This window comes from Serratia sp. BNK-33-b, from assembly GCF_048684565.1.
Classification (GTDB): domain Bacteria; phylum Pseudomonadota; class Gammaproteobacteria; order Enterobacterales; family Enterobacteriaceae; genus Serratia; species Serratia marcescens.
Genome location: NZ_JBLQTZ010000001.1, coordinates 1614610 through 1634796, shown reverse-complemented (window position 1 = coordinate 1634796; position 20187 = coordinate 1614610). Strand labels below are relative to the sequence as shown.

Below are 20187 nucleotides of genomic sequence, written 5' to 3'. Positions count from 1 at the left end.
ATTTTTCTCCTCGGTTCGAAGAGCCATTATATTCATGTCATAATCGGAGCATAATCCGCCGCCATCACAATGGACCTTTGCGTCATGAGCACAAATCTTTCTTACGCGCTGTTGGCCGAAATGGCCGTTTTCGTTCAGGTGGTAGAGAGCGGCAGTTTTTCCGCCGCCGCCCGCAAGCTGGGCGCTTCGCCTTCCGCCGTCAGCCGCAGCGTGGCGAAGCTCGAGCAGGCGCTGGCGCTGCAGTTGCTGCACCGCACCACCCGCAAACTGCGGCTGAGCGAAAGCGGCGAAGAGGCGTTTGCGCACTGCCGCACCCTGCTGGCGGCGGCCGACGCGGTCATGGCGATCGGCGGGCGCGGCGCCGCGGAGCCCGAAGGGCTGGTCAGCGTCAGCGTACCCAAAGCGGTGGGCCGCTTCGTGCTGCATCCGCACATGCCGGAGTTCCTGCGCCGCTACCCGAAGGTGGACGTGAGGCTGCGGCTGGAAGATCGTTACATGGATTTGATCGACGATCGGGTCGATCTGGCGCTGCGCATTACCGATCGCCCGTCGCCCGGGTTGATCGGCCGCCAGTTGATGAGAATAGACCATCTGCTGTGCGCCACGCCGCACTACCTGGCGCAACACGGCACGCCGCTGCACCCGCACGATCTGGCGGCGCACAGCTGCATCTATCTGGGAGAAACGCCGAGCGACGCGCAATGGAAATTCCGCCGCAGCGGCAAAACGGTGACGGTCAGCGTGCGCGGCCGCTACGCCGCCAACCACACCGGCGTGCGGCTGGACGCGGTGAAACGGCATATCGGCATCGGCAGCCTGCCGTACTTTACCGCCCGCCAGGCGCTCGACGAGGGCGAGATCGTGCAGGTGTTGCCAGAATGGGATTTCCTCAGCAGCTATCACGGCGGCCTGTGGCTGCTCTATGCGCCCAACCAGTATCTGCCGCCCAAACTGCGGGTGTTTATCGACTATCTCGTCGCCTGCCTGGCGCAGGAGCCGCAGTTAAAGCGCCTTGCGTAGCGTGATGTTGATGCGGTGCGGCCCCACCAGCGAGTGGTAGCCTTCCTTGACCGGCAGGATGCCGTGAAAACAGAGCCGCGATGGGCCGCCCCACACCACCACATCGCCGTGCGCCAGCGGAATGCGCCGCGCCCGGTCGCTGCGTTGCAGGCCGCCGAACTGAAACACCGCCGGCAGCCCGAGCGACACCGAGACGATCGGCGCGCCGAAGTCGTGTTCGTCTTTATCCTGATGCAGCGACAGCTTGCTGCCCGGATCGTAACGGTTCATCAGGCAGGAATCCGGCACGAAGGGGCCGAAGCCCGCCTGCTGCGCAGCTTCGTCCGCCAGCGCCATCAGGATCGGCGGAATGGCCGGCCAGCGTTTGCCGCTGCGCGCGTCGCGTTCCGAATAGCGGTAGCCCCGGCTGTCGCTGGTCCAGCCGTTGCCGCACCAGCTCATCGCCACCGACATCACGTGCCCGCCGGGGGTGGTCAAATGCCGCCACGGCACCTGGGCCACCACGCCCTGCACCGCCGCCAGCAGTTCCGGCCCGTGATCGCGCACAAAGCCGTGCATCACCACCGCGCCGGGGGCGATCTCTTCGCGCCACGGCGGCGGCAGCGCGTCTTCAAAAAGATCGATTGTCATCGCCAAAGCCTGTATGAATACACAGTACCCATTGTAACCCGCCGCCGCCGATTGTCCAGCGCCCGGCGGCGCCATTGTCGTTGGCGGCAAATTTCTCTACAGTAGCCGCCATAAAATCAATCACTCACCAGGAATGCGTGTGATTAAGGGCATCACTCTTTCAGTCGTCGCCTCCATCTTGTTCGGCGCGATGTATTACTTCACCTCTACCCTCACCCCGCTGAACGGCGAGCAGGTCTACGGCTGGCGCACGCTGCTGACGCTGCCGTTCCTGACGCTGTTCATGGCGCTGTCCGGCGATTGGCGCAAGGTGGGCGACACGCTGGTCGGGATCGGCCAACGGCCGCGGCGCCTGCTGGGCCTGCTGCTCACCTCGGCGCTGCTGGGGGTGCAGCTGTGGCTGTTCCTGTGGGCGCCGCTGCACGGCAAGGCGCTCGACGTATCGCTCGGTTATTTTCTGCTGCCGCTGACCATGGTGCTGGCGGGCCGTTTGATCTACCGCGATCGGCTGTCGCTGCTGCAAAAACTGGCGGTGGCGTGCGCCGTGGCGGGGGTGGGCAATGAGCTGTATCAGGCGGGCGGCGTATCGTGGCCGACGCTGGTGGTAGCACTGGGGTATCCGCTCTACTTTATTTTGCGGCGGCGTTTCGGCACCGACAATCTCGGCGGGCTGTGGTGCGAGCTGGCGCTGATGCTGCCGGCGGCGGCCTGGTTCGCCTTCGGCGACGGCGGCGCGGCGGCGCTGCCGATCAATGCCGAGCTGTATTGGCGCATTCCGCTGCTCGGCGTCATCAGCGCCGTGGCATTGGTGTGTTACATCCTCGCCAGCCGCCTGCTGCCGTTCAGCCTGTTCGGCCTGCTGAGCTATGTGGAACCGGTGCTGCTGGTGATCGTCGCGCTGCTGCTCGGCGAAAGCATCGGCCAAAGCGAATGGCCGACCTATCTGGCGATCTGGCTGGCGGTGCTGCTGCTGGCGGCGGAAGGCGCGCGGCACCTGCTGCGCCGCCAGCGGGTCTGACTCAGGCGGCCAGCGTCGCGCCGCCGTCGATCACGATGTCCTGCATGGTGATGTGGCTGGCCAAGTCGGAGGCCAGGAACAACACCGCGTTGGCGATCTCGTCCGGGCGAGCGATTTTGCCCAGCGGGATCCCCAACTTGAACATCTCGGGGAAGCCGGCGATGGTGCGTTGCTGCGCATCATCGGTCTGCCACATGCCGCGCTGCATCGGCGTGTCGGTCGAGCCCGGCGACACCAGATTGCACCGCACGCCGAACGGCGCCATCTCCAGCCCCACGCAGTGGTTCAGGCTGGTCAACGCCGCCTTGGAGGCGCAGTAAGCCGCCATCTGCGCGCGCGGCACGTGCGCGGCGTTGGAGCCGATGCTGACGATCGCCCCGCTGCGCTGCGCCTTGAAGTGCGGCAGCACGGCGCGGAACAGGTAAAACGCCCCCGAGGCGTTGACGTTGATGCACTGGTGCCAGTCATCCACGCTCAGATCTTCGGTATTGCCCATGCGCAGAATGCCGGCGGCGTTGACCAACACGTCCAGTTGCGGGTTTTCCGCCAGCTGTTGGCGGCACACCGCCTCCACCTGCTCCGGCCGGCTGATGTCCAGCGTCACGCAAGGGTAAGGCAAATCCGGGTTGGCGAACTCGCGGTCAAACCCCACCACCTCGGCGCCCTGCGTCAAAAAATGCCGGGCGATCTGCTCGCCGATGCCGCGCGCCGCGCCGGTCACCCACACGCGTTTGCCGGTGAAATCCATCTGAATGCTCATGCGCGCACCGCCATCCGGGCGCACAACCGGGTCATGTTGTTGTTCATCGTTGTCTCCTGCGAAAAGGATAGGATGCGGCGCGCGCTGCGCCGCAAAGTGGCCCTACAGCGCACCGCTGTTCAGGCCGAAAGCGTTGAGCATGGTGCCCAGTTTAGCGGCGGTTTCCAGCCACTCGGACTGCGGCGTCGAGGCGGCGACGATCCCCGCGCCGGCGAACAGCCGCACCCGGTTGCCGCGCAGCAGGCCGCTGCGGATGACGATCGCCCACTCGCCGTCGCCGTTGGCGTCGCACCAGCCGACGATGCCGCTGAACAGGCCGCGATCGTGCGGCTCCAGATCGGCGATCAGCTGGCGGGCGCTCTCGGTCGGGAAACCGCACAGCGCCGGCGTCGGATGCAGCAGGCAGGCCAGCTGCATCACGTTGAGATTCGGGTTCAGCAGCTCGCCGCGAATGCGGGTGGACAAATGCCACATGGTGCCGGTACTGAGCAGCGACGGGCCGCTGGGCACGCTCAGGCTGGCGCACAGCGGCGCCAGGTGCCGACGGATGTCGTCGATCACCAGCTTGTGTTCGTATTTGTCTTTGGTCGAGCGCATCAGGCGCTCGCTGCCGAGGCGATCCTGCTGCGGATCGTCCTGACGGCGCGCCGAGCCCGCCAGCGGGTTGGTGTGGATCTCGCCGCCCTGCTTGCGGATCAGCAGTTCCGGGCTGGCGCCGATCAACACGCCGCCATCGGCCAGCGGCAGGGAAAAGTGGTAACCGGTCGGGTTCTGCACCATCAGGTTATTGAGGATCTGGTGGCCCGCCACCGGCTGCTCCAGCTCGATGTCGAGGATGCGCGACAGCACCGCCTTGTCCAGCTTGCCTTGTTTAAAGCGGCTGACCGCTTCCGCCACCGCGTGCTTGAAGCGCGGCTCGTCCGGAATGCTGGTGCAGGCGGCCAGGCGATGCGGCTGTTGCAGCATCGGGCGCGCGGCGCGGGTAAAGCTGTCGTTGGCGACAAACTCGTAACTTTCAGGCACATACAGGCAGGAAGGCCGGCGCGTGTCGAACGGAATGGCGCCCACCACCACCGGCGTCTCCTGGCCGGCGGCGTTGGCTCGCGCCAGCGCCTGGCGAATATGCTGCGCCAGCGCGCTGCCTTCCTGCTCGCCGCCGAACGCCGGCGTCTCAATCCGTTCGAACACGCCGCTGGCGGAGAGGGAACGGAATTCGGACCGGTACAAAAAGGTCGATTGTTCGGCGTACGCAAACCCGGGGAAGGTTTGGTTTTCTGTCGTCAGTGTCGCCACAGACCACTCCTTTGTTGCGCCTCACCAATGATAATGTTTATGCGAATAATTATCATTAGCTGTAAAAGGAGGATAAATTACACCGATTCCCCACCGAGGGTCAATCTCCGATGAATGAATCTTTCCGCTCGCTGCGGCAAATCCACGTTACGGCGCAGCAAGAAATAACACACTGTTATTATTGTGTTTTAGCAAAAAATAAAGGTCGTGACGTCGTCACCTTCACGCCAAAAATGCCCGCTGAACCGGCGGCCGGCGGGGCAATTTGGCGTCAAGGTCTTAAGCAACGCTAATACGAACGTCTGCCGCTGCGTATCCACGGCGACCATGCGCGCATCGAGAAAATCGAAGTAACAACGCACCTGCGGATAAAGCGCCTTGAACAGGCTCTCTTTGGCGGAAAACGTCAGCGTCAGCAGCTCGTTGAACGGCAGCGTTTCGCGCAGCAACGTCTCGCGCTCCCCCGCCGAAACGATCGCCCCCCACAGCTCCTCCGCCCGCACGTCGGAGAGCAGCGTCTCCACATCCAACCCAACGCCGCCCAGCCCGCTCTCGCGGTGTACGGCGCACAGCGCGGTATCCGAATTATGGCTCAGCGCCCCGGCGATGCCCGGCGGCCACTGCGGCGCGCGATCTTCGCCGCGCGCCAGGGTGAAGTCGGCGAAACCGAGCGGCGCCAGCAGCTGTCGCGCCAGCACACGCCCGGCCAGATACTCCGCACGGCGTTTCGGTACCGCGCGCGCCAGGTGGTCCGGCAGCGCAAAGCCCGCCTCGGGAAAACTCTCGTCGCGATACTCTGCCAGCGCAAAATGGCAGCGCGCCACCTGGCCCGGATAGCCGTCCGGCGTGAAAAATTCGATATTGCGGATAAAAGTGGGCAACGGCGGTATCCATGATAAGCAGGCAGGCTGATGATGTTAGCCCCCGAAACCGCCTGCAACAATGACCCTGGGCAAAATAAATGACGATAAGGCTCGTACGGCGGCACGTTAGCCGGGATGGGGAGAGGCCTCTCCCCCGCGGTCGGGAGAGAGGCTGGGCATTACAAGATGCCTTTCATGGTCTTTTCGAAATCGCTCCAGGCGCAGAAACCGTCTTTGTCGATCGGGCAGCCTTTCAGCGCCAGCGTCACGCGCTGCGGCGGGGTTTGCAGCGTCAGCGGCGTCGCCTTGCGCAGCTGTTCGGTGGACTGATAGACGTACTCAATCTTCAGCAATTCACGGCTGTTCTGCGCGTCGCGCCAGCGCTGGAACACCAGTTTGCCGCCTATCGGCGTTTTCTCGTACTGCTGCGGCAGCTGATACGGCTGGAACTGCATGGCCGACAGCAGCGAGGCGATATTGGAGTCGTGGCCGACCAGCACCGTCAGCTTCGGCGCGTCCGGTTTGCGCTCGCCGAGCAGCGCGTTGTTGATGTAGGTCAGCAGCGGTTTGGCGACGTTCTGCGCCACCACCGGCGAGGTGAACAGCGAATCCTGATAGCCGTCTTTCAACTGCGCCAGCTGCTTCCACTGCTGCGGGGTGACGATTTTGCCCCAGGCCACCTCTTTCATCGGGAAACCTTCGTAATACTGCAGCATAAAGGCGTCCACCAGCGAGTTGCCCACCCGCAGCGGGCCGGAGACGCCCGGCTCTTTGCCCGGCACCGCGCTCATCACGCTGGCTTCTTTGGTCAGGTCGCAGTGTTTGTCGGTCTTGCAGGCGGCGGAATCCTTGTAGTCGATGATCTTCGCCAGCTGTTGGTAAGAGGCGTCCAGCTTAAGCGAGCCCAGCGCGGCGTTCATCGCCGCCAGCGCCTGCTGGTTGAAGGCTTCGCTGGTATCGGTGATGATCGGGTTGAAGGTCGGATCCATCTCGCCCATCTTGTCCTGATGGTGCACGCTGACGTCGCAGCCGGGGAACGCGCCGTTGCTGAAGAACTGCGCGGTGGCCACCGTGCGCTGCAGGCTGTTGGCGTAGACGTACACGCTGCCGGCGGTCGGGCAGCCCTCTTGCGGCAACAGGCCGGTCTGCTTCAGCCAGGCGTTGAAATAGTGCCCCATATACACTTCCAGCACCCCGCCCTTGGTGGTCAACTGGCCGCCCGGCGTTTCCCAGGCCGGCCAGTCCTTCGGCGTGGACTGCGCCAGCACGCTGCCGTTGTTGGCCAGCGGCGCGCGCAGGTTATGGCGGCTCATCACCAGCACCTGTTCCAGTTGATAACCGCCGGCGTCCGCCAGCGCGTTCCCGGTGAATGACAAGGGCAGGCACAGCAATAACGTTTTTTTTCTCATCCGCAGAGGCTCCCGGAAAATGATTATTTTTAAGGTGTTAGCGTTTGCCTGCGTATGATGGCGGGGTTAGTGTGACAAGTGTGTGACAGGGTTCACGGGAAAAGATCGTACCAGCGGCCACCGGGCGGCGGCCGCTGTGCGTCAACTCAGTACCACAGGCTCATGATCGGCCAGCCGATCAGCAGCAGCGCGGCGATGTACACCACGCCGAGAATGCCGCCCAGGCGCCAGTAGTCTTTCGATTTCACGTAGCCGCAGCCGTAGATGATCACCCCCGGCCCGGTGGCGTACGGCGTCAGCACGCCCATGATGCCGATCGACAGCACCAGCAGCATCGACAGCTGCTCCATCGGCACGCCCGGCAACCCTTTGCCGACCGCCAGAATCACCGGCAGCATGGTGGCGGTGTGCGCCGACAGGCTGGCGAACAGGTAGTGGGCGAAGTAGAACACCAGCACCAGCGCCACCACCGTCATGTTCGGCGAGAAGCCGTCCAGGTGGGTGCTCATGGTCTGGGCGAACCAGTCGATAAAGCCGGAGCGCGTCAGGCCGTTGGCCATCACCACCAGCGTCGCCAGGTTAACCAGCGTATTCCAGGCGCTGGAGTATTTGGTGATCTCTTTCCACGACACCACGTGCAGCGCCAGCATCAGCGACACCGCCAACAGGCACACCGCGGTGGCGTCCAGCACCTTGCCGCCGAACACCCACAGGCATAGGCTGAGCAGCACCAGGCCGATCAGGGTGTACTCCTTGCGCGTCAGCTTGCCCATTTCCCCCAGCGCGGTATTCGCCCAGGCGGCCACTTCGCTGCTGTGGGTCACGCCCGGTTTGTACAGATAGTAGGAGATCAGCGGCGCGATGATCAGCAGCAGCAGGCCGACCGGCAGGAACGCCAGGAACCACTGCATCCAGCTGATGTGCACCCCGGCTATCTTGCCGACGAACTCGATGCCCAGCACGTTCGGCGCGGCGCCGGTGACGAACATCGAGGAGCTGATGCTGGTGCCGACCACCATCATCCACATCAGGTAGCCGCCGATGCGGCGCGAAGAGGGATCGTTAGGGAAGGAATCGAACAGCGGCGGCAGGTTTTTCACCACCGGGAACACCGTGCCGCCGGTGCGCGCGGTGTTGGACGGCGTGAATGGCGCCAGCAGAATATCGATGATCACCACCGCATAGCCCAGCGTCAGCGTGCGCTTGCCCATGAACTTCACCAGGAACAGCGCGATGCGCCGCCCCAGCCCGGTGGCCTCGTAGCCCAGCGCGAAGATAAAGGCGCCGAACACCAGCCAGACGGTGGTGCTGGAGAAGCCCGCCAGCCCCCATTTCAGCGCCTCTTTACCGGCCTTGAAGCCTGGCTCCGCCAGTTCCTGCGCGCCGAACAGCACCCAGTTGGCGCTGAGCACGCTGACGGTCACCGCGATAAAGCTGATGGCGGTGGCCGGGATCGGCTCCAGAATCATGCCGACGATCATCGCCACGAAGATGGCGAAATAGTGCCACGCCTGCGGCGGCATGCCGTCGGGCACCGGTATCAATAACAGGATCGCGAGCACCGCCAGCGGCGCTATCGCTTTCCAGATCTTTTCCTGGGTTTGGGACATAGGGACTCTCCTGAAGGCTTGGTTATTATTCTTGGGCACCCAGCTGCGCCAGCAGCCAGGTCACTATCAACAAGTCGGCGCTGCCGCCGGGGCTGAGGTTGCGGGCAATGCAGTCGGCATCGAAGCGCCGCAGGCGCGCCAGGCCCGTTTCCCCCGCCGAGCCGCCCTGCGCCAGCAGCCAGGCCGCCCGGCACCGCAGCCAGCGCAGCCCGCGCAGGCCGCCGCGCGAGGCGACGTTGGTGTCATCGTTGTGGGCCATCAGCCACAGCAGGCTGTCCAGCAGCGCCCGCTGTTCGTCGCCGCCGGCGGCCAGCCGTTGCCGATACAGCGGCAGCGCGCCGTCAAGCACCAACCGAAAACCGGACTCCGCCTCGCCGCGCGCGCCGCTGAGGCCATACGCAGCGAACAAGCGCTGGCCGGCGGTCTGCCCGGCGTTGTTGCGCCGCAGCTCACGGTCCACCAGCCCCCGACACATCGCCGCTACCTCGCCGCACAGCGCCTCCGCGCCGATGTCACGGCTCTGCTGCTGCAGGCGGCCGAAGGCGGTGCACAGCAACCCGAGTGAGAACACGCTGCCCTTGTGGGTGTTAATGCCGCCGGTGGCGCGAAACATCTGGTTTTCGCAGGCCATGCCGAGCGGCCGCAGCCGCGCCAGCTGCTGCTCTGCCGGCAAAGCCGCGTCTTCCCGTCCGCGTTGGATAAAGCGCGGCAGCCACACGCCGATGGCGCGGGCGCTGCGGTAGAAGTGCCCGAGATCCATGTCGCGGTGGGCGCCGGTGTTATGACGATCCACCAGCCCCGGTTTGGGCGTGAGGTTAACCTCCACCAGCAGCGCGCGGAAAGCGGCGCGGGCGAAGTCGCAGGCCGGCTCGGTGCGACGGGCGGGTGGATTAATCGGCAGAGATCGCATCGTTGAACATCCTTTCCATTTCTTGCAGCAGCTGCTCGCTGCCATGCCGCCGCTGGCGGGCGCAGATCTTGGCCGGTTGGCCGCACAGCAGGCAGCGCCGTTCCGGCAGGCCGATGTCGCGGCGCGACAAAATGCGCCCCTGCGCATCCAGCACGTCGATATCCCACAGCCGGCCGATCGGGCGGCTCACCTCCAGCTGCATGGCGCAATCTTTCACCCGCTGGGCGTCGGCGCGCAGCGCCACAAACCCTTCGCAGCCGGTGGAAAGCGCCAGCGCCTCGGCCTGCGGGCTGGGCCAGCCCTGTTCGGCGCACAGCCGCAGCAGCGCCGCCCACCCCAGGTTGAAGATGCCGCGCGTCAGCGCGCTGTCCTTCACCGGGCCGGGGACGACCAGCGTCAGCACCAGCAGCGTGCACTGGTGCTGCGCCAGCCACGCCTGCTGGCGCGCCTGGCGGCATTCGCGGCTGGTGAGCAGCTCCGGCAGGCTGACCGCGCGTTCGGCGGCCAGTTGAGGATCGACGGCGGCCATCGGTTACTCCGCCACCTGATGCACCACGTCGATCACCGAGCCGTCGCGGTAGCGCACCACCGCCACCACCTTGTCTGTAAAGGCGATCGGCTGCGGTTCGCCGGTCAGCTGCAGCGCGCGGGCGCGCAGCCAGTCGATGCTCACCACCTCGAGCCCGGCCTCCCGCAGGCGCTGCGCCAGCTCCGGCCGCGCCGGGTTGACGGCGATGCCGTGGTCGGTCACCAGAATGTCGATGCTGGAACCCGGCGTGACGCAGGTGGTCACCTGCTCCACCAGCGTCGGGATGCGCCCGCGCACCAGCGGCGCGACGATGATCGCCAGCCGCGCGGCGGCGGCGGTGTCGCAGTGGCCGCCGGACGCGCCGCGCAGCACGCCGTCGGAGCCGGTCAGCACGTTAACGTTGAAGCCGGTGTCGATTTCCAGCGCGCTCAGCACCACCACGTCGAGCCGATCGACCGACGCGCCCTTGGAGCTGAAGTTGGCGTACTGGTTGGCGCTGATTTCGATATGGCGCGGGTTGCGCGCCAGCGAGGTCGCCGCCGCCCGATCGAAGCTCTGCACGTCCAGCAGCTTGCCGATCAACCCTTTCTCGTGCAGATCCACCATGGTCGAGGTGATGCCGCCGAGGGCGAACGCGGCGCGAATGCCGCGGGCGCGCATCTTGTCCTCCAGGAAACGGGTCACCGCCAGCGAGGCGCCGCCGGTGCCGGTTTGCAGCGAAAACCCTTCGGTGAAGTAACCTGAACCGGCGATCACCTCGGCGGCGCGGCGGGCGATCAGCAGCTCGCGCGGGTTCGAGGTCATGCGCGTGGCGTCGGCGCCGATCTTGTCGGCGTCGCCCACCCGCTCCAGCTGCACGATCAGATCCACCCGATCCTGCGCCAGGCTGGCGGGATGATGCGGATACGGCACCAGCTGCTCGGTCAGCAGCACCACGGTGCCCGCCGCCTCGGCGTCCACCCGCGCATAGCCGAGCGAGCCGCAGCAGGCTTCACCGCTGTAGCCGTTGGCGTTGCCGAACTCATCGCAGGCCGGCACGCCGAGGAAGGCCACGTCTATCTTCAGCTCGCCGGATTCAATCAGGTTGACCCGGCCGCCGTGCGAGTGAATTTGCACCGGCTCCGCCAGCAGGCCGCGCGAAACGGCGTCCGCCAGCGGGCCGCGCAGCCCGGAGGTGTAAATGCGGCTCACCACGCCGTGGCGGATATGCTCAACCAACGGCGCATGGCAGTCGGTCAGCGAGCTGGAGGCCAGCGTCAGGTTGCGGAACCCCATCGCCGCCAGCGTCTCCATCACCTGATTGAGCGCCAGATCGCCGCCGCGAAACGCATGGTGGAAGGAGATGGTCATGCCGTCCTGCAGCCCGCTGCGGCGCACCGCTTCCTGCAAGGAGTCGCACAGCTTGAGATCGCGCGGTTTGCGCGCCTGCAGGTTGGCTTTGGACACGTCCTGATAGCCCGGCAGATCCGCCGGGTTGGCGAAGGTCATCAATCGTTGTTGGCGGTTCATCATGCTTCCTCCCCGTGCTGCGCCGGTTCTTCCCGTAAGCCGGACAGCGCGGCGCGCTCCAGCACCAGCCGGGCGCGTTCAATCACCGGGCTGTCGACCATTTTTCCGTTGAGCGACACCACGCCGCGCCCTTCCCGCTCCGCCGCCTCGGCGGCGTCCACCACCCGCTGCGCGTGCGCCACCTCTTTGGCGGTCGGCGCATACAGGTTGTGCAGCAGCTCAATCTGGCGCGGGTTAATCAGCGATTTGCCGTCGAAGCCGAGCTGTTTGATCAGCGCCGCTTCCTGCAGGAAGCCGGCTTCGTTGTTGGCGTCGGAGTAGACGGTGTCGAACGCCTGAATGCCGGCGGCGCGCGCCGCCTGCAGCAGCGAGCAGCGGGCGAACAGCAGCTCGATACCCTCCGGCGAGCGTTCGGTGCGCAGGTTGCGCACATAGTCTTCCGCACCCAGCGCGATGCCGATAAGACGCGGCGAAGCGTGCGCGATCGCCACCGCGTTGGTGATGCCCTGCGCCGATTCGATCGCCGCCAGCAGCCCGGTGCTGCCGACCGGCCGGCCGCAGGCCGCCTCGATGGCGGCAATCTCGCGCTCCATGTCGACAACGTCCTGCGCGCTGTCGGTCTTCGGCAGGCGCACGATGTCCGCGCCGCCGCGTACCACCGCCTGCAGGTCCGCCAGGCCGTAGGCGGAGTCGAGCGCATTGACGCGCACGATGGTTTCCACCTCCTGGTACAGCGGGTGCTGCAGCGCGTGGTACACCAGCCGGCGCGCCGCGTCTTTTTCACGCAGGATCACCGAGTCTTCCAGATCGAACATCAGCGCATCGGCCTGATAGATAAAGGCGTTGCTGACCATCGCCGCGTTGGCGCCGGGAACGAACAGCATGCTGCGGCGTAGCCGGGTTTTATTCAGCGTTTTCATCTTTCGCCTCCCACGGCAGTTGGCCGCTCTCGCAGGCGCGCATCAGCGCGGTTTCCAGCCGGGCGCGCAGCACGCAGTCCAGCGCCCCTTTGTCGTCGACGATCACCTGCACCGGCTCCACCTCATAACGCTGCAGCACCTCCAGCAGGGTGCGGCGGATCGCCGCGCCGAACTGTTTTTCCACGCTGCTGGCGATCAACAGATCGTGCTGCGGCCCCTCGGCGGGCGCGATGCGCACCATGACATCGCTGGATTCCAGCGTGCCGGCCATTGCTTCTCGGATAATTTTCATCATTCACCTGATTGTGCGGACTCAAAAGGATGCGGGGCCGCCTTGGCCCGGCGCTGCGTTTGCAGATCCTGCAGGTAGTACAGGGTGTCCGGCGGCACCAGCGGCGCGGCGGCGTGGAAGTCCCCCGCCGCCAGCAGCTTGCGTACCCAGGAGGCGGAGATCGCCGTGCCCTGATATTGCAAACGCTCGATTTCCACCAGCGCGATCGGTGGGCTGGGCAGCGCCGGCGTTTCCAGCCAGTAGCGCATGTCGCGGTTGTATTTCGCGGTCACCGCGCAGAACGGCTCGTTGCCGACGAAACGGTGGGTAATGCCCAGCGCGGGCGCCAGATACTGGCGGAAGATCTTCAGATCGATTTCGGTGTAACAGTCGTCGGCCACGCCCTGATCCTTGATGAAGTAACAGGGGAAGGTGGCGCGCGAGATCACGTACTGCGAGCCTTCGTGTACCGTGAGGTTGGGGATATCGGCGGTGCCGGCCAGCACCAGCCGGCGGCGGTCTTCATAGCTGAAGCGCGAGGTGTTTTCCTTCACCAGAAACAGGTGCAGCCAGTCGCAGCGTTTGGCCGCCTGACGCACCAGATACTGATGCCCGCGTGTGAAGGGGTTGGCGTTCATCACGATGCTGCCGATGGTCTCGCCCGGCCGGCGCTGGCTCGCCAGCTGGGCGGCGTAGCGCTTCAGGCGGCACGGGCTGTTTTCCATCAGCACCACGATGCCCGGCACGGTGGCGATCGGGTAGAAACCGCACTGGCGGAACAGCGGCTCGTTCTGCACCTTGGTGTAGATAAACAGCTGGGTGTGGTGGCGCTCGTAGGCCAGGTTCACCAGCTCGGTCGCCAGCGCCAGCGCCAACCCTTCGCCGCGCATCAGCGGACTGATGGCGACGCATTTGATAATATTGTCGGCGATGCCGCCGCAGGCGACCAATTTGTCGTGCTGGGTAACAGTAATAAATATTTCAACCGTGGTGTCGATATTCAGATCGTTACTGCGCAAGAAGGCACTTATTTCCGAAATCGCTTTATGATCCGATCGCTTTACCCGATTAAATACGGCATCGCCTAACATAACACGCTCTCTGGGTTAACTGGCACACAACAAGTTAAATACAAAAAGGCATTTTAATTAACATCAATGACGGCAATTAAAACCTTAAAAACCATGAAGATAAACGCCGCTTCGCGTTCGATAAATCAATGGTAAACAGAAAAAAAACGCCAATTATTGACCTATTTCACAAACCGTTCCCGGTTAATAAGTTATTTAATGTTCTTTATTTGCTTAATTAATCTTATGGTGTTTATTATTGAGATAATCTTTATTTAGCGCCGCAATTTACTTACATTCATTTAGCATCTTGATTGCAATAGTAGGTTTCATTATGGAATGGCTGAACATCCTGATCGTTGAAGACGAAACGCCGCTGGCGGAGATGCACGCGGAGTTTATCCGCCAGAACGGCGGCTGCCGCCAGATTTGGCTGGCCGGCACCCTGGCGCAGGCGCGCGCCATGACCGAGCGCTTCAAGCCGGACCTGATCCTGCTGGACAACTTTCTGCCCGACGGCCAGGGCATCACCCTGCTGCGCGAACTGACGCTGAGCGGGTATCGCGGCGGCATCGTGTTCATCACCGCCGCCAGCGACATGGCCACCGTGGCCGAGGCGTTGCGCTACGGCGTGTTCGACTACCTGATCAAACCGCTGGCCTATGACCGGCTGAGCCAGACATTGCAGCGCTTCAGCCAGCGCCGCGAAGCGTTGAAGGACAAAGCGCGCCTCAACCAGCGCCGCATCGACGAGATGTTCAACACCTATGCCCGCGGCGAGCAGCAGGCGGCGCTGCCCGCCGGCATCGACGAGCTGACGCTGGGCAAGATCCGCGCGCTGTTCGCCGAACCCGCCGCGCGCCACACCGCTGAAAGCGTTGCGCAAAAAATGGGGCTCAGCCGCACCACCGCGCGCCGTTATCTGGAGTTTTGCACCGCCGCACAGCAGCTGCGCGCCGAGATCATTTACGGCAAGGTCGGCCGCCCACAGCGGATCTACCGCGCCGGCGAACCGCATTAACGGTTATTTGATCGCCCTTGCAAGGTTGCGTGTAACCGCTTTACTTTTTATGCGACGGTCAGCATCTTGGTGAGCATCACCTAGACGACTGGACGATCGCCGATGCCTGCTGCGCCCCATGCTTCCCTGACCGAAATCCTCGCCCGCCGTGACTGGCAAAACCCGGCCTGCACCCACTACCGCCGACTGGACGCTCACCCGCCGTTCGCCAGCTGGCGCACGGTGGAAGACGCGCGCGATGACGCCCCCAGCGCCAGCCGCCGGTCGCTGAACGGCGAGTGGCGCTTCAGCTATTTCCCGCGCCCAGAGGCGGCGCCGGAGTGCTGGCTGCAGCAGGATCTGCCGGACGCCGCCCCGCTGGCGGTGCCGAGCAACTGGCAGCTCGCCGGCTACGACGCGCCGATTTACACCAACGTGCGCTACCCGTTCCCGGTCGATCCGCCGCGCGTGCCGGAAGACAATCCGACCGGCTGCTATTCACGCACCTTCAACGTCGATCCGGCCTGGCTGGCCGCCGGCCAGACGCGCGTCATCTTCGACGGCGTCAACTCGGCGTTCTATTTATGGTGCAACGGCCACTGGGTCGGCTATTCGCAGGACAGCCGCCTGCCGGCGGAGTTCGATCTCGGCCCGTGGCTGCAGCCGGGTGAAAATCGGCTGGCGGTGATGGTGCTGCGCTGGTGCGACGGCAGCTATCTGGAAGATCAGGACATGTGGCGCATGAGCGGCATCTTCCGCGACGTCAGCCTGCTGCACAAACCCGCCGCGCACCTGAGCGATGTGCGCATCACCACCCCGCTGCATGACGGCTTTACCCGCGGCGAACTGGTGGTGACGGCGCGCGCCAGCCGGCCCGGCCCGCTGCTGGTGCAGGTTCAGCTGTGGCGCGATGGCGCGCGGGTGGCCGAGCGCACCCAGCCACTCGGCAGCGAGATAGTGGACGAACGCGGCGCCTATGACGATCGCGTCACGCTGCGCCTGCCGGTGGAACGCCCGGCGCTGTGGAGCGCCGAAACGCCCGCGCTGTATCGCGCTACCGTCGCCCTGCTCTCGCCCGAAGGGGAGATTATCGAGGTGGAAGCCTATGACGTCGGCTTTCGCCAGGTGGAAATCAGCGGCGGGCTGTTGAAGCTCAACGGGCAGCCGCTGCTGATCCGCGGCGTTAACCGCCACGAGCATCACCCGCGCCACGGCCAGGTGATGGACGAGGCGACGATGCGCCACGATATCCTGCTGATGAAGCAGCACAACTTCAACGCGGTGCGCTGCTCGCACTATCCCAACCACCCGCTGTGGTATCGGTTGTGCGACCGCTACGGGCTGTACGTGGTGGACGAAGCCAATATCGAGACCCACGGCATGCAGCCGATGAACCGCCTGGCTGACGATCCGCTGTGGCTGCCGGCGATGAGCGAGCGCGTCACCCGCATGGTGCAGCGCGATCGCAACCACCCTTGCATCATCATCTGGTCGCTGGGCAACGAGTCCGGCCACGGCGTAAACCACGACGCGCTGTACCGCTGGGTGAAAAGCCAGGATCCGACCCGCCCGGTGCAATATGAAGGCGGCGGCGCCGACACTGCCGCCACCGACATCATCTGCCCGATGTATGCGCGGGTGGATCAGGATCAGCCGTTCCCGGCGGTGCCCAAATGGGCGATCGGCAAGTGGATCGGCCTGCCGGAGGAACAGCGCCCGCTGATCCTGTGCGAATACGCCCATGCGATGGGCAACAGCTTCGGCGGCTTTGAGCGCTACTGGCGCGCGTTCCACGCACATCCGCGCCTGCAGGGCGGCTTTGTCTGGGACTGGGTCGATCAGGCGCTGATCCGGCGCGACGAACGCGGCGAAGAATTTTGGGCCTACGGCGGCGACTTCGGCGACACCCCCAACGATCGCCAGTTCTGCCTGAACGGGCTGATGTTCGCGGATCGCACCCCGCACCCGGCGCTGTTCGAAGCGCAGCGGGCGCAGCAGCTGTTCCGCTTCGCCTTCGACGCTGCCTCGCTGACGCTGACCGTCACCAGCGACTACCTGTTCCGCCACACCGACAACGAGCAGCTCAACTGGCGGCTGGAGCTGGACGGCGTGGAGCGCGCCAGCGGCAGCCTCGATCTGGCGCTGCCGCCGCAGGGCAGCGCTAGCTTCACCCTGCTCGACCGGCTGCCGATGCTGCATCAGCCCGGCGAACTGTGGCTGAACGTGGAGGTGGTGCAACCGCAGGCCACCGACTGGTCTGAAGCGCACCACCGCTGCGCCTGGGATCAGTGGCGGGTGCCGCGCGCGCTGCATCCCGCGCCGCCGCCGGCGCAGGGCGTGCCGCCAACGCTTATTGAAAATGATGAAGGGCTGACGCTTACCCATGGCGACCAGCGCTGGCGCTTCGAGCGCAGCAGCGGCCATCTGACGCAGTGGTGGCAGAATGAGCAGCCGCAGCTGCTGACGCCGCTGCGCGACGGTTTTGCGCGCGCGCCGATCGATAACGACATCGGCGTCAGCGAGGCGAACCATATCGATCCCAACGCCTGGGTCGAACGCTGGAAGCTGGCAGGCCTGTACCGGCTGGAAGAGCGCTGCACGCGGCTGCAGGCGGATGCGCTGCAAAACGGCGTGCGGGTGGTGAGCGAACACCAGTTCGGCGTGGACGGGGAGATTTTGCTGATCAGCCGCAAACAGTGGCTGTTCGACGCGCTGGGCGCGGTGAGCGTGAACGTGGAGGTCGAGGTGGCCGACGCCCTGCCGCCGCCGGCGCGCATCGGCCTGCACTGCCAACTGGCGACGGTGCAGCCGCAGGCGGAATGGCTGGGCCTGGGCCCGCACGAAAACTACCCGGATCGCCGCCTGGCCGCGCAGCACGGGCGCTGGCGCCTGCCGCTGGCGGACCTGCATACGCCGTATATTTTCCCCGGCGAGAACGGCCTGCGCTGTGACACCCGCAGCCTGCGCTACGGCGGCTGGCGCATCGACGGCCGCTTCCACTTCTCGCTCAGCCGTTACGGCCTGCAACAGCTGATGGCCTGCAGCCACCAGCATCTGCTGCAGCCGGAAGCGGGCACCTGGCTGCATCTGGACGGCTTCCATATGGGAGTGGGCGGCGACGACTCCTGGAGCCCGAGCGTGCACCGGGATTACCTGCTCACCGCCGGCGTTTACCGCTATCAGCTGCGCCTGCAGCGAGCGCCAGAGGGCTAAATCTGCCAAAAAACTCAACGGGTTGCGCATTCTGTAAGCAAACAGTCACAGAATGTGTAATCCGCCTTTGACATGCCGACGGCGCCTCGCTATTATTCGCCCCGTTCACACGATTCCTCTGTAGTTCAGTCGGTAGAACGGCGGACTGTTAATCCGTATGTCACTGGTTCGAGTCCAGTCAGAGGAGCCATATTTAGAGAAGCCCGCTTAAGGAAACTTAAGCGGGCTTTTTGCTGTCAGGCGGTCATAATCGGTGATCCCTACGCCCTCCCTACCCGACACCGTTCAGCCATCCGTTGAACGGGTCAGTTTCTCCCATTGTTCAATTTCCTGACCTAACGCCTCGAGCTTTTGCCGCACCAAACTTAATGCGTCACTGCCTAACAACAGATGCGTGGGTGGGGTCTGGCTCTCGATCAATGCCAGTATGGCGTGAGCCGCCTTCACCGGATCGCCGAGTTGCTTGCCGCTTTTTTCCTGGCGCGCCTGACGAACAGGTTCAAATAACGCGTCATAGTCCGGGAGACGGCGAGGGCTGCGTACCATTGAACGCCCGGCCCAGTCCGTTCGAAACGAACCGGGCGCCACTGCGGTCACGCGTATGTTGAACGGGGTAAGCTCCTGACTTAACGCTTCTGATATCCCTTCCAGTGCAAATTTGCTGCCGCAGTAATAGCTGATACCGGGCAAGGTAATGAAACTGCCCATTGAGGTGATATTGATAATGTGGCCGCGACGGCGCTGGCGCATGCCCGGCAGCACGGCTTTGATCATCGCCACCGCGCCAAACACATTGACGTCAAACTGGCGGCGCAGCTCTGCAAGCGGGGATTCTTCCAGAATGCCTTCGTGGCCGTAACCGGCATTGTTCACCAGCACATCTATCGGACCGACGGCGGACTCAATCTCTCCAACCACCTCATCAATACGCTCAACGTCCGTGACATCAAGCAGATAGCCAAAAGCCCGCTGCGTATCGAGCGCGCCGAAAGCCTGTAGCGCTTCGCTGTTGCGCACCGTCCCTATAACCCGATGCCCCACGGCGAGGGCTTCCCGCGCCAGCGCCTGACCAAAGCCACTGCTGACGCCGGTAATTAAAATCGTTTTTGCAGATGCCATAAAAAGAACTCCCATGAACCATGAAGGTTGCATGGTATTCTCTGCTCTGCCGCATTTTTAGGCCGTATCTTCTCTTTTTCTTGCCTGATTTTATGAGGTGGTGGGATGTCCGACATGATTGCCCTGATGAATAGACTTGCGGTGCAAGAGGGATACAACCTCACTGCCCTACCTGATGTGCGAATTTTGCGTTCCGATCGCCCGCTTGCCAGAACGCCGGTGCTGTACGATCCGGGGATCGTGATTGTCTGCCAGGGCAGCAAACGCGGCTATTTCGGTCAACAGACCTATTTATATGATGAGCAGCACTACCTGGCGGTTTCGGTGCCGGTGCCGTTTGTGATGGAAACTGACGCGTCGGCAGCACATCCGCTGCTGGCGATTTACATGCATCTGGATTTTCAGCTTGCCGCGGAACTGATGTTGCAGATTGAACAACATGGCGCCCCGCATCCTCCCGCCGCGCCGCAAAGCATGATGTCGAGCCCCATGGACGACACGGTAAAAATGGCCGTACTTCGCTTACTTGACGTCCTGGCCAACCCGCTTGAGGCGGCGATCCTCGGCCCGGCGCGGGTGCGAGAGCTCTATTTCCGCGTGCTGACAGGCGCACAGGGTAACGCGATGCGTGCCGCGCTGGCCTTACAGGGCCAGTTTGGCAAAATCGGTAAAGCGTTGCAGCACATTCACGCCACTTACGCGGAGCCGTTAACGCTGACGCAGCTGGCGATGCTGGCCGGCATGAGCGTGCCGACCTTTCATAGCCATTTCAAAGCGATAACGCAGATGCCGCCGATGCAGTATGTGAAATCGGTACGACTGCACCAGGCACGGATGCTGATGGTGCGCCAACAAATCACCGCCGCTGCTGCGAGTTACGCCGTTGGCTATGAAAGCCCATCGCAATTTAACCGCGAATTCAAACGTCTGTTTGGCCTGCCACCGGCAGAGGAGATAAAACGCATGCAGCGTCACTTCGCCATTCCGCCCGCGCAGCCTGCCTCGGTATTTGTTTCATCGCACTGAGGCTGATTTGGTCTGGC

At 64.0% G+C, this 20187-nt stretch carries 18 protein-coding genes and 1 tRNA gene; 6 read left to right on the top strand and 13 right to left on the bottom strand.

Going from position 1 to position 20187, the window contains the following annotated elements:
- The first annotated feature begins 84 nt into the window (after nt 1-84).
- Complete coding sequence (locus ACMGGK_RS07745; RefSeq protein WP_151254644.1) at nt 85-1020, top strand: LysR family transcriptional regulator; 936 nt, start codon at nt 85-87, stop codon at nt 1018-1020.
- Here the strand turns inward: ACMGGK_RS07745 and alkB are convergent.
- Nucleotides 1003-1650: a DNA oxidative demethylase AlkB gene (gene alkB, locus ACMGGK_RS07740; protein WP_033635177.1), complete on the bottom strand. Its 648-nt coding sequence runs from the start codon at nt 1648-1650 to the stop codon at nt 1003-1005. The genes ACMGGK_RS07745 and alkB overlap by 18 nt on opposite strands.
- A gap of 139 nt (nt 1651-1789) precedes the next feature.
- Here alkB and rarD point away from each other — a divergent pair, with 139 nt between their 5' ends.
- Entirely contained in the window at nt 1790-2668 is an 879-nt protein-coding gene (gene rarD, locus ACMGGK_RS07735; protein ID WP_164053028.1) for an EamA family transporter RarD, read from the top strand.
- Nucleotide 2669: 1 nt separating this feature from the next.
- On the opposite strand, the gene dhbA is transcribed toward rarD, so the two are convergent.
- The 11 genes from dhbA to citC form a co-directional block, all read right to left on the bottom strand.
- Nucleotides 2670-3428, bottom strand: coding sequence for a 2,3-dihydro-2,3-dihydroxybenzoate dehydrogenase (dhbA, locus tag ACMGGK_RS07730; RefSeq protein ID WP_025303452.1), 759 nt, complete (start codon nt 3426-3428; stop codon nt 2670-2672).
- Between the two features lie 102 nt (nt 3429-3530).
- Nucleotides 3531-4721, bottom strand: coding sequence for an isochorismate synthase (locus tag ACMGGK_RS07725; protein ID WP_048796519.1), 1191 nt, complete (start codon nt 4719-4721; stop codon nt 3531-3533).
- Between the two features lie 188 nt (nt 4722-4909).
- Nucleotides 4910-5602 (bottom strand): 4'-phosphopantetheinyl transferase family protein, encoded by a 693-nt coding sequence (locus ACMGGK_RS07720; RefSeq protein ID WP_337060983.1) that lies wholly within the window; start codon nt 5600-5602, stop codon nt 4910-4912.
- A 161-nt stretch (nt 5603-5763) separates the two neighbouring features.
- The gene (gene agp / locus ACMGGK_RS07715; protein ID WP_420276815.1) at nt 5764-6993 is read right to left on the bottom strand and encodes a bifunctional glucose-1-phosphatase/inositol phosphatase; all 1230 of its coding nucleotides are present in this window, start codon (nt 6991-6993) and stop codon (nt 5764-5766) included.
- A 146-nt stretch (nt 6994-7139) separates the two neighbouring features.
- Complete coding sequence (locus ACMGGK_RS07710) at nt 7140-8603, bottom strand: anion permease (RefSeq protein WP_016927089.1); 1464 nt, start codon at nt 8601-8603, stop codon at nt 7140-7142.
- 25 nt (nt 8604-8628) lie between these two features.
- Nucleotides 8629-9513: a triphosphoribosyl-dephospho-CoA synthase CitG gene (citG, locus tag ACMGGK_RS07705; RefSeq protein ID WP_420276814.1), complete on the bottom strand. Its 885-nt coding sequence runs from the start codon at nt 9511-9513 to the stop codon at nt 8629-8631.
- Nucleotides 9494-10042, bottom strand: a complete 549-nt coding sequence (citX, locus tag ACMGGK_RS07700; RefSeq protein ID WP_143778296.1) for a citrate lyase holo-[acyl-carrier protein] synthase — start codon at nt 10040-10042, stop codon at nt 9494-9496. The genes citG and citX overlap by 20 nt, the downstream gene beginning before the upstream one ends.
- A 3-nt stretch (nt 10043-10045) precedes the next feature.
- Entirely contained in the window at nt 10046-11551 is a 1506-nt protein-coding gene (gene citF, locus ACMGGK_RS07695; protein ID WP_028130661.1) for a citrate lyase subunit alpha, read from the bottom strand.
- On the bottom strand, nt 11551-12471 hold the full coding sequence (gene citE / locus ACMGGK_RS07690) for a citrate (pro-3S)-lyase subunit beta (RefSeq protein WP_016927085.1): 921 nt from the start codon (nt 12469-12471) through the stop codon (nt 11551-11553). The genes citF and citE overlap by 1 nt, the downstream gene beginning before the upstream one ends.
- Nucleotides 12455-12763, bottom strand: coding sequence for a citrate lyase acyl carrier protein (citD, locus tag ACMGGK_RS07685; RefSeq protein ID WP_046687418.1), 309 nt, complete (start codon nt 12761-12763; stop codon nt 12455-12457). The genes citE and citD overlap by 17 nt, the downstream gene beginning before the upstream one ends.
- Nucleotides 12763-13833 carry a [citrate (pro-3S)-lyase] ligase gene (citC, locus tag ACMGGK_RS07680; protein ID WP_028127715.1) on the bottom strand — a complete coding sequence of 357 codons (1071 nt, stop codon included), beginning with the start codon at nt 13831-13833 and terminating at the stop codon, nt 12763-12765. The genes citD and citC overlap by 1 nt, the downstream gene beginning before the upstream one ends.
- 313 nt (nt 13834-14146) lie before the next feature.
- On the opposite strand from citC, the gene dpiA reads away from it, so the two are divergent.
- The 3 genes from dpiA to ACMGGK_RS07665 all read left to right on the top strand — a co-directional run bounded on the left by dpiA (nt 14147) and on the right by ACMGGK_RS07665 (nt 18215).
- On the top strand, nt 14147-14833 hold the full coding sequence (dpiA, locus tag ACMGGK_RS07675) for a two-component response regulator DpiA (RefSeq protein WP_004940807.1): 687 nt from the start codon (nt 14147-14149) through the stop codon (nt 14831-14833).
- Between the two features lie 102 nt (nt 14834-14935).
- Nucleotides 14936-18025, top strand: a complete 3090-nt coding sequence (locus tag ACMGGK_RS07670) for a beta-galactosidase (protein ID WP_420276813.1) — start codon at nt 14936-14938, stop codon at nt 18023-18025.
- A 114-nt stretch (nt 18026-18139) separates the two neighbouring features.
- Nucleotides 18140-18215, top strand: a tRNA-Asn gene (locus ACMGGK_RS07665).
- A gap of 95 nt (nt 18216-18310) precedes the next feature.
- On the opposite strand, the gene ACMGGK_RS07660 is transcribed toward ACMGGK_RS07665, so the two are convergent.
- Complete coding sequence (locus tag ACMGGK_RS07660; RefSeq protein ID WP_049299767.1) at nt 18311-19144, bottom strand: oxidoreductase; 834 nt, start codon at nt 19142-19144, stop codon at nt 18311-18313.
- Between the two features lie 105 nt (nt 19145-19249).
- On the opposite strand from ACMGGK_RS07660, the gene ACMGGK_RS07655 reads away from it, so the two are divergent.
- On the top strand, nt 19250-20170 hold the full coding sequence (locus ACMGGK_RS07655) for an AraC family transcriptional regulator (RefSeq protein ID WP_049299768.1): 921 nt from the start codon (nt 19250-19252) through the stop codon (nt 20168-20170).
- The last annotated feature ends 17 nt before the right edge of the window (nt 20171-20187 follow it).

Bases quoted from the DNA above. Each gene is read 5' to 3' on its own strand.
- citC (WP_028127715.1), bottom strand. From the start codon at position 13,833: ATGTTAGGCGATGCCGTATTTAATCGGGTAAAGCGATCGGATCATAAA.
- alkB (WP_033635177.1), bottom strand. From the start codon at position 1,650: ATGACAATCGATCTTTTTGAAGACGCGCTGCCGCCGCCGTGGCGCGAA.
- citX (WP_143778296.1), bottom strand. From the start codon at position 10,042: ATGGCCGCCGTCGATCCTCAACTGGCCGCCGAACGCGCGGTCAGCCTG.
- citD (WP_046687418.1), bottom strand. From the start codon at position 12,763: ATGAAAATTATCCGAGAAGCAATGGCCGGCACGCTGGAATCCAGCGAT.
- dhbA (WP_025303452.1), bottom strand. From the start codon at position 3,428: ATGAGCATTCAGATGGATTTCACCGGCAAACGCGTGTGGGTGACCGGC.
- ACMGGK_RS07660 (WP_049299767.1), bottom strand. From the start codon at position 19,144: ATGGCATCTGCAAAAACGATTTTAATTACCGGCGTCAGCAGTGGCTTT.
- ACMGGK_RS07655 (WP_049299768.1), top strand. From the start codon at position 19,250: ATGTCCGACATGATTGCCCTGATGAATAGACTTGCGGTGCAAGAGGGA.
- ACMGGK_RS07710 (WP_016927089.1), bottom strand. From the start codon at position 8,603: ATGTCCCAAACCCAGGAAAAGATCTGGAAAGCGATAGCGCCGCTGGCG.
- citF (WP_028130661.1), bottom strand. From the start codon at position 11,551: ATGAACCGCCAACAACGATTGATGACCTTCGCCAACCCGGCGGATCTG.
- citE (WP_016927085.1), bottom strand. From the start codon at position 12,471: ATGAAAACGCTGAATAAAACCCGGCTACGCCGCAGCATGCTGTTCGTT.
- dpiA (WP_004940807.1), top strand. From the start codon at position 14,147: ATGGAATGGCTGAACATCCTGATCGTTGAAGACGAAACGCCGCTGGCG.
- citG (WP_420276814.1), bottom strand. From the start codon at position 9,513: ATGCGATCTCTGCCGATTAATCCACCCGCCCGTCGCACCGAGCCGGCC.
- ACMGGK_RS07745 (WP_151254644.1), top strand. From the start codon at position 85: ATGAGCACAAATCTTTCTTACGCGCTGTTGGCCGAAATGGCCGTTTTC.
- ACMGGK_RS07670 (WP_420276813.1), top strand. From the start codon at position 14,936: ATGCCTGCTGCGCCCCATGCTTCCCTGACCGAAATCCTCGCCCGCCGT.
- agp (WP_420276815.1), bottom strand. From the start codon at position 6,993: ATGAGAAAAAAAACGTTATTGCTGTGCCTGCCCTTGTCATTCACCGGG.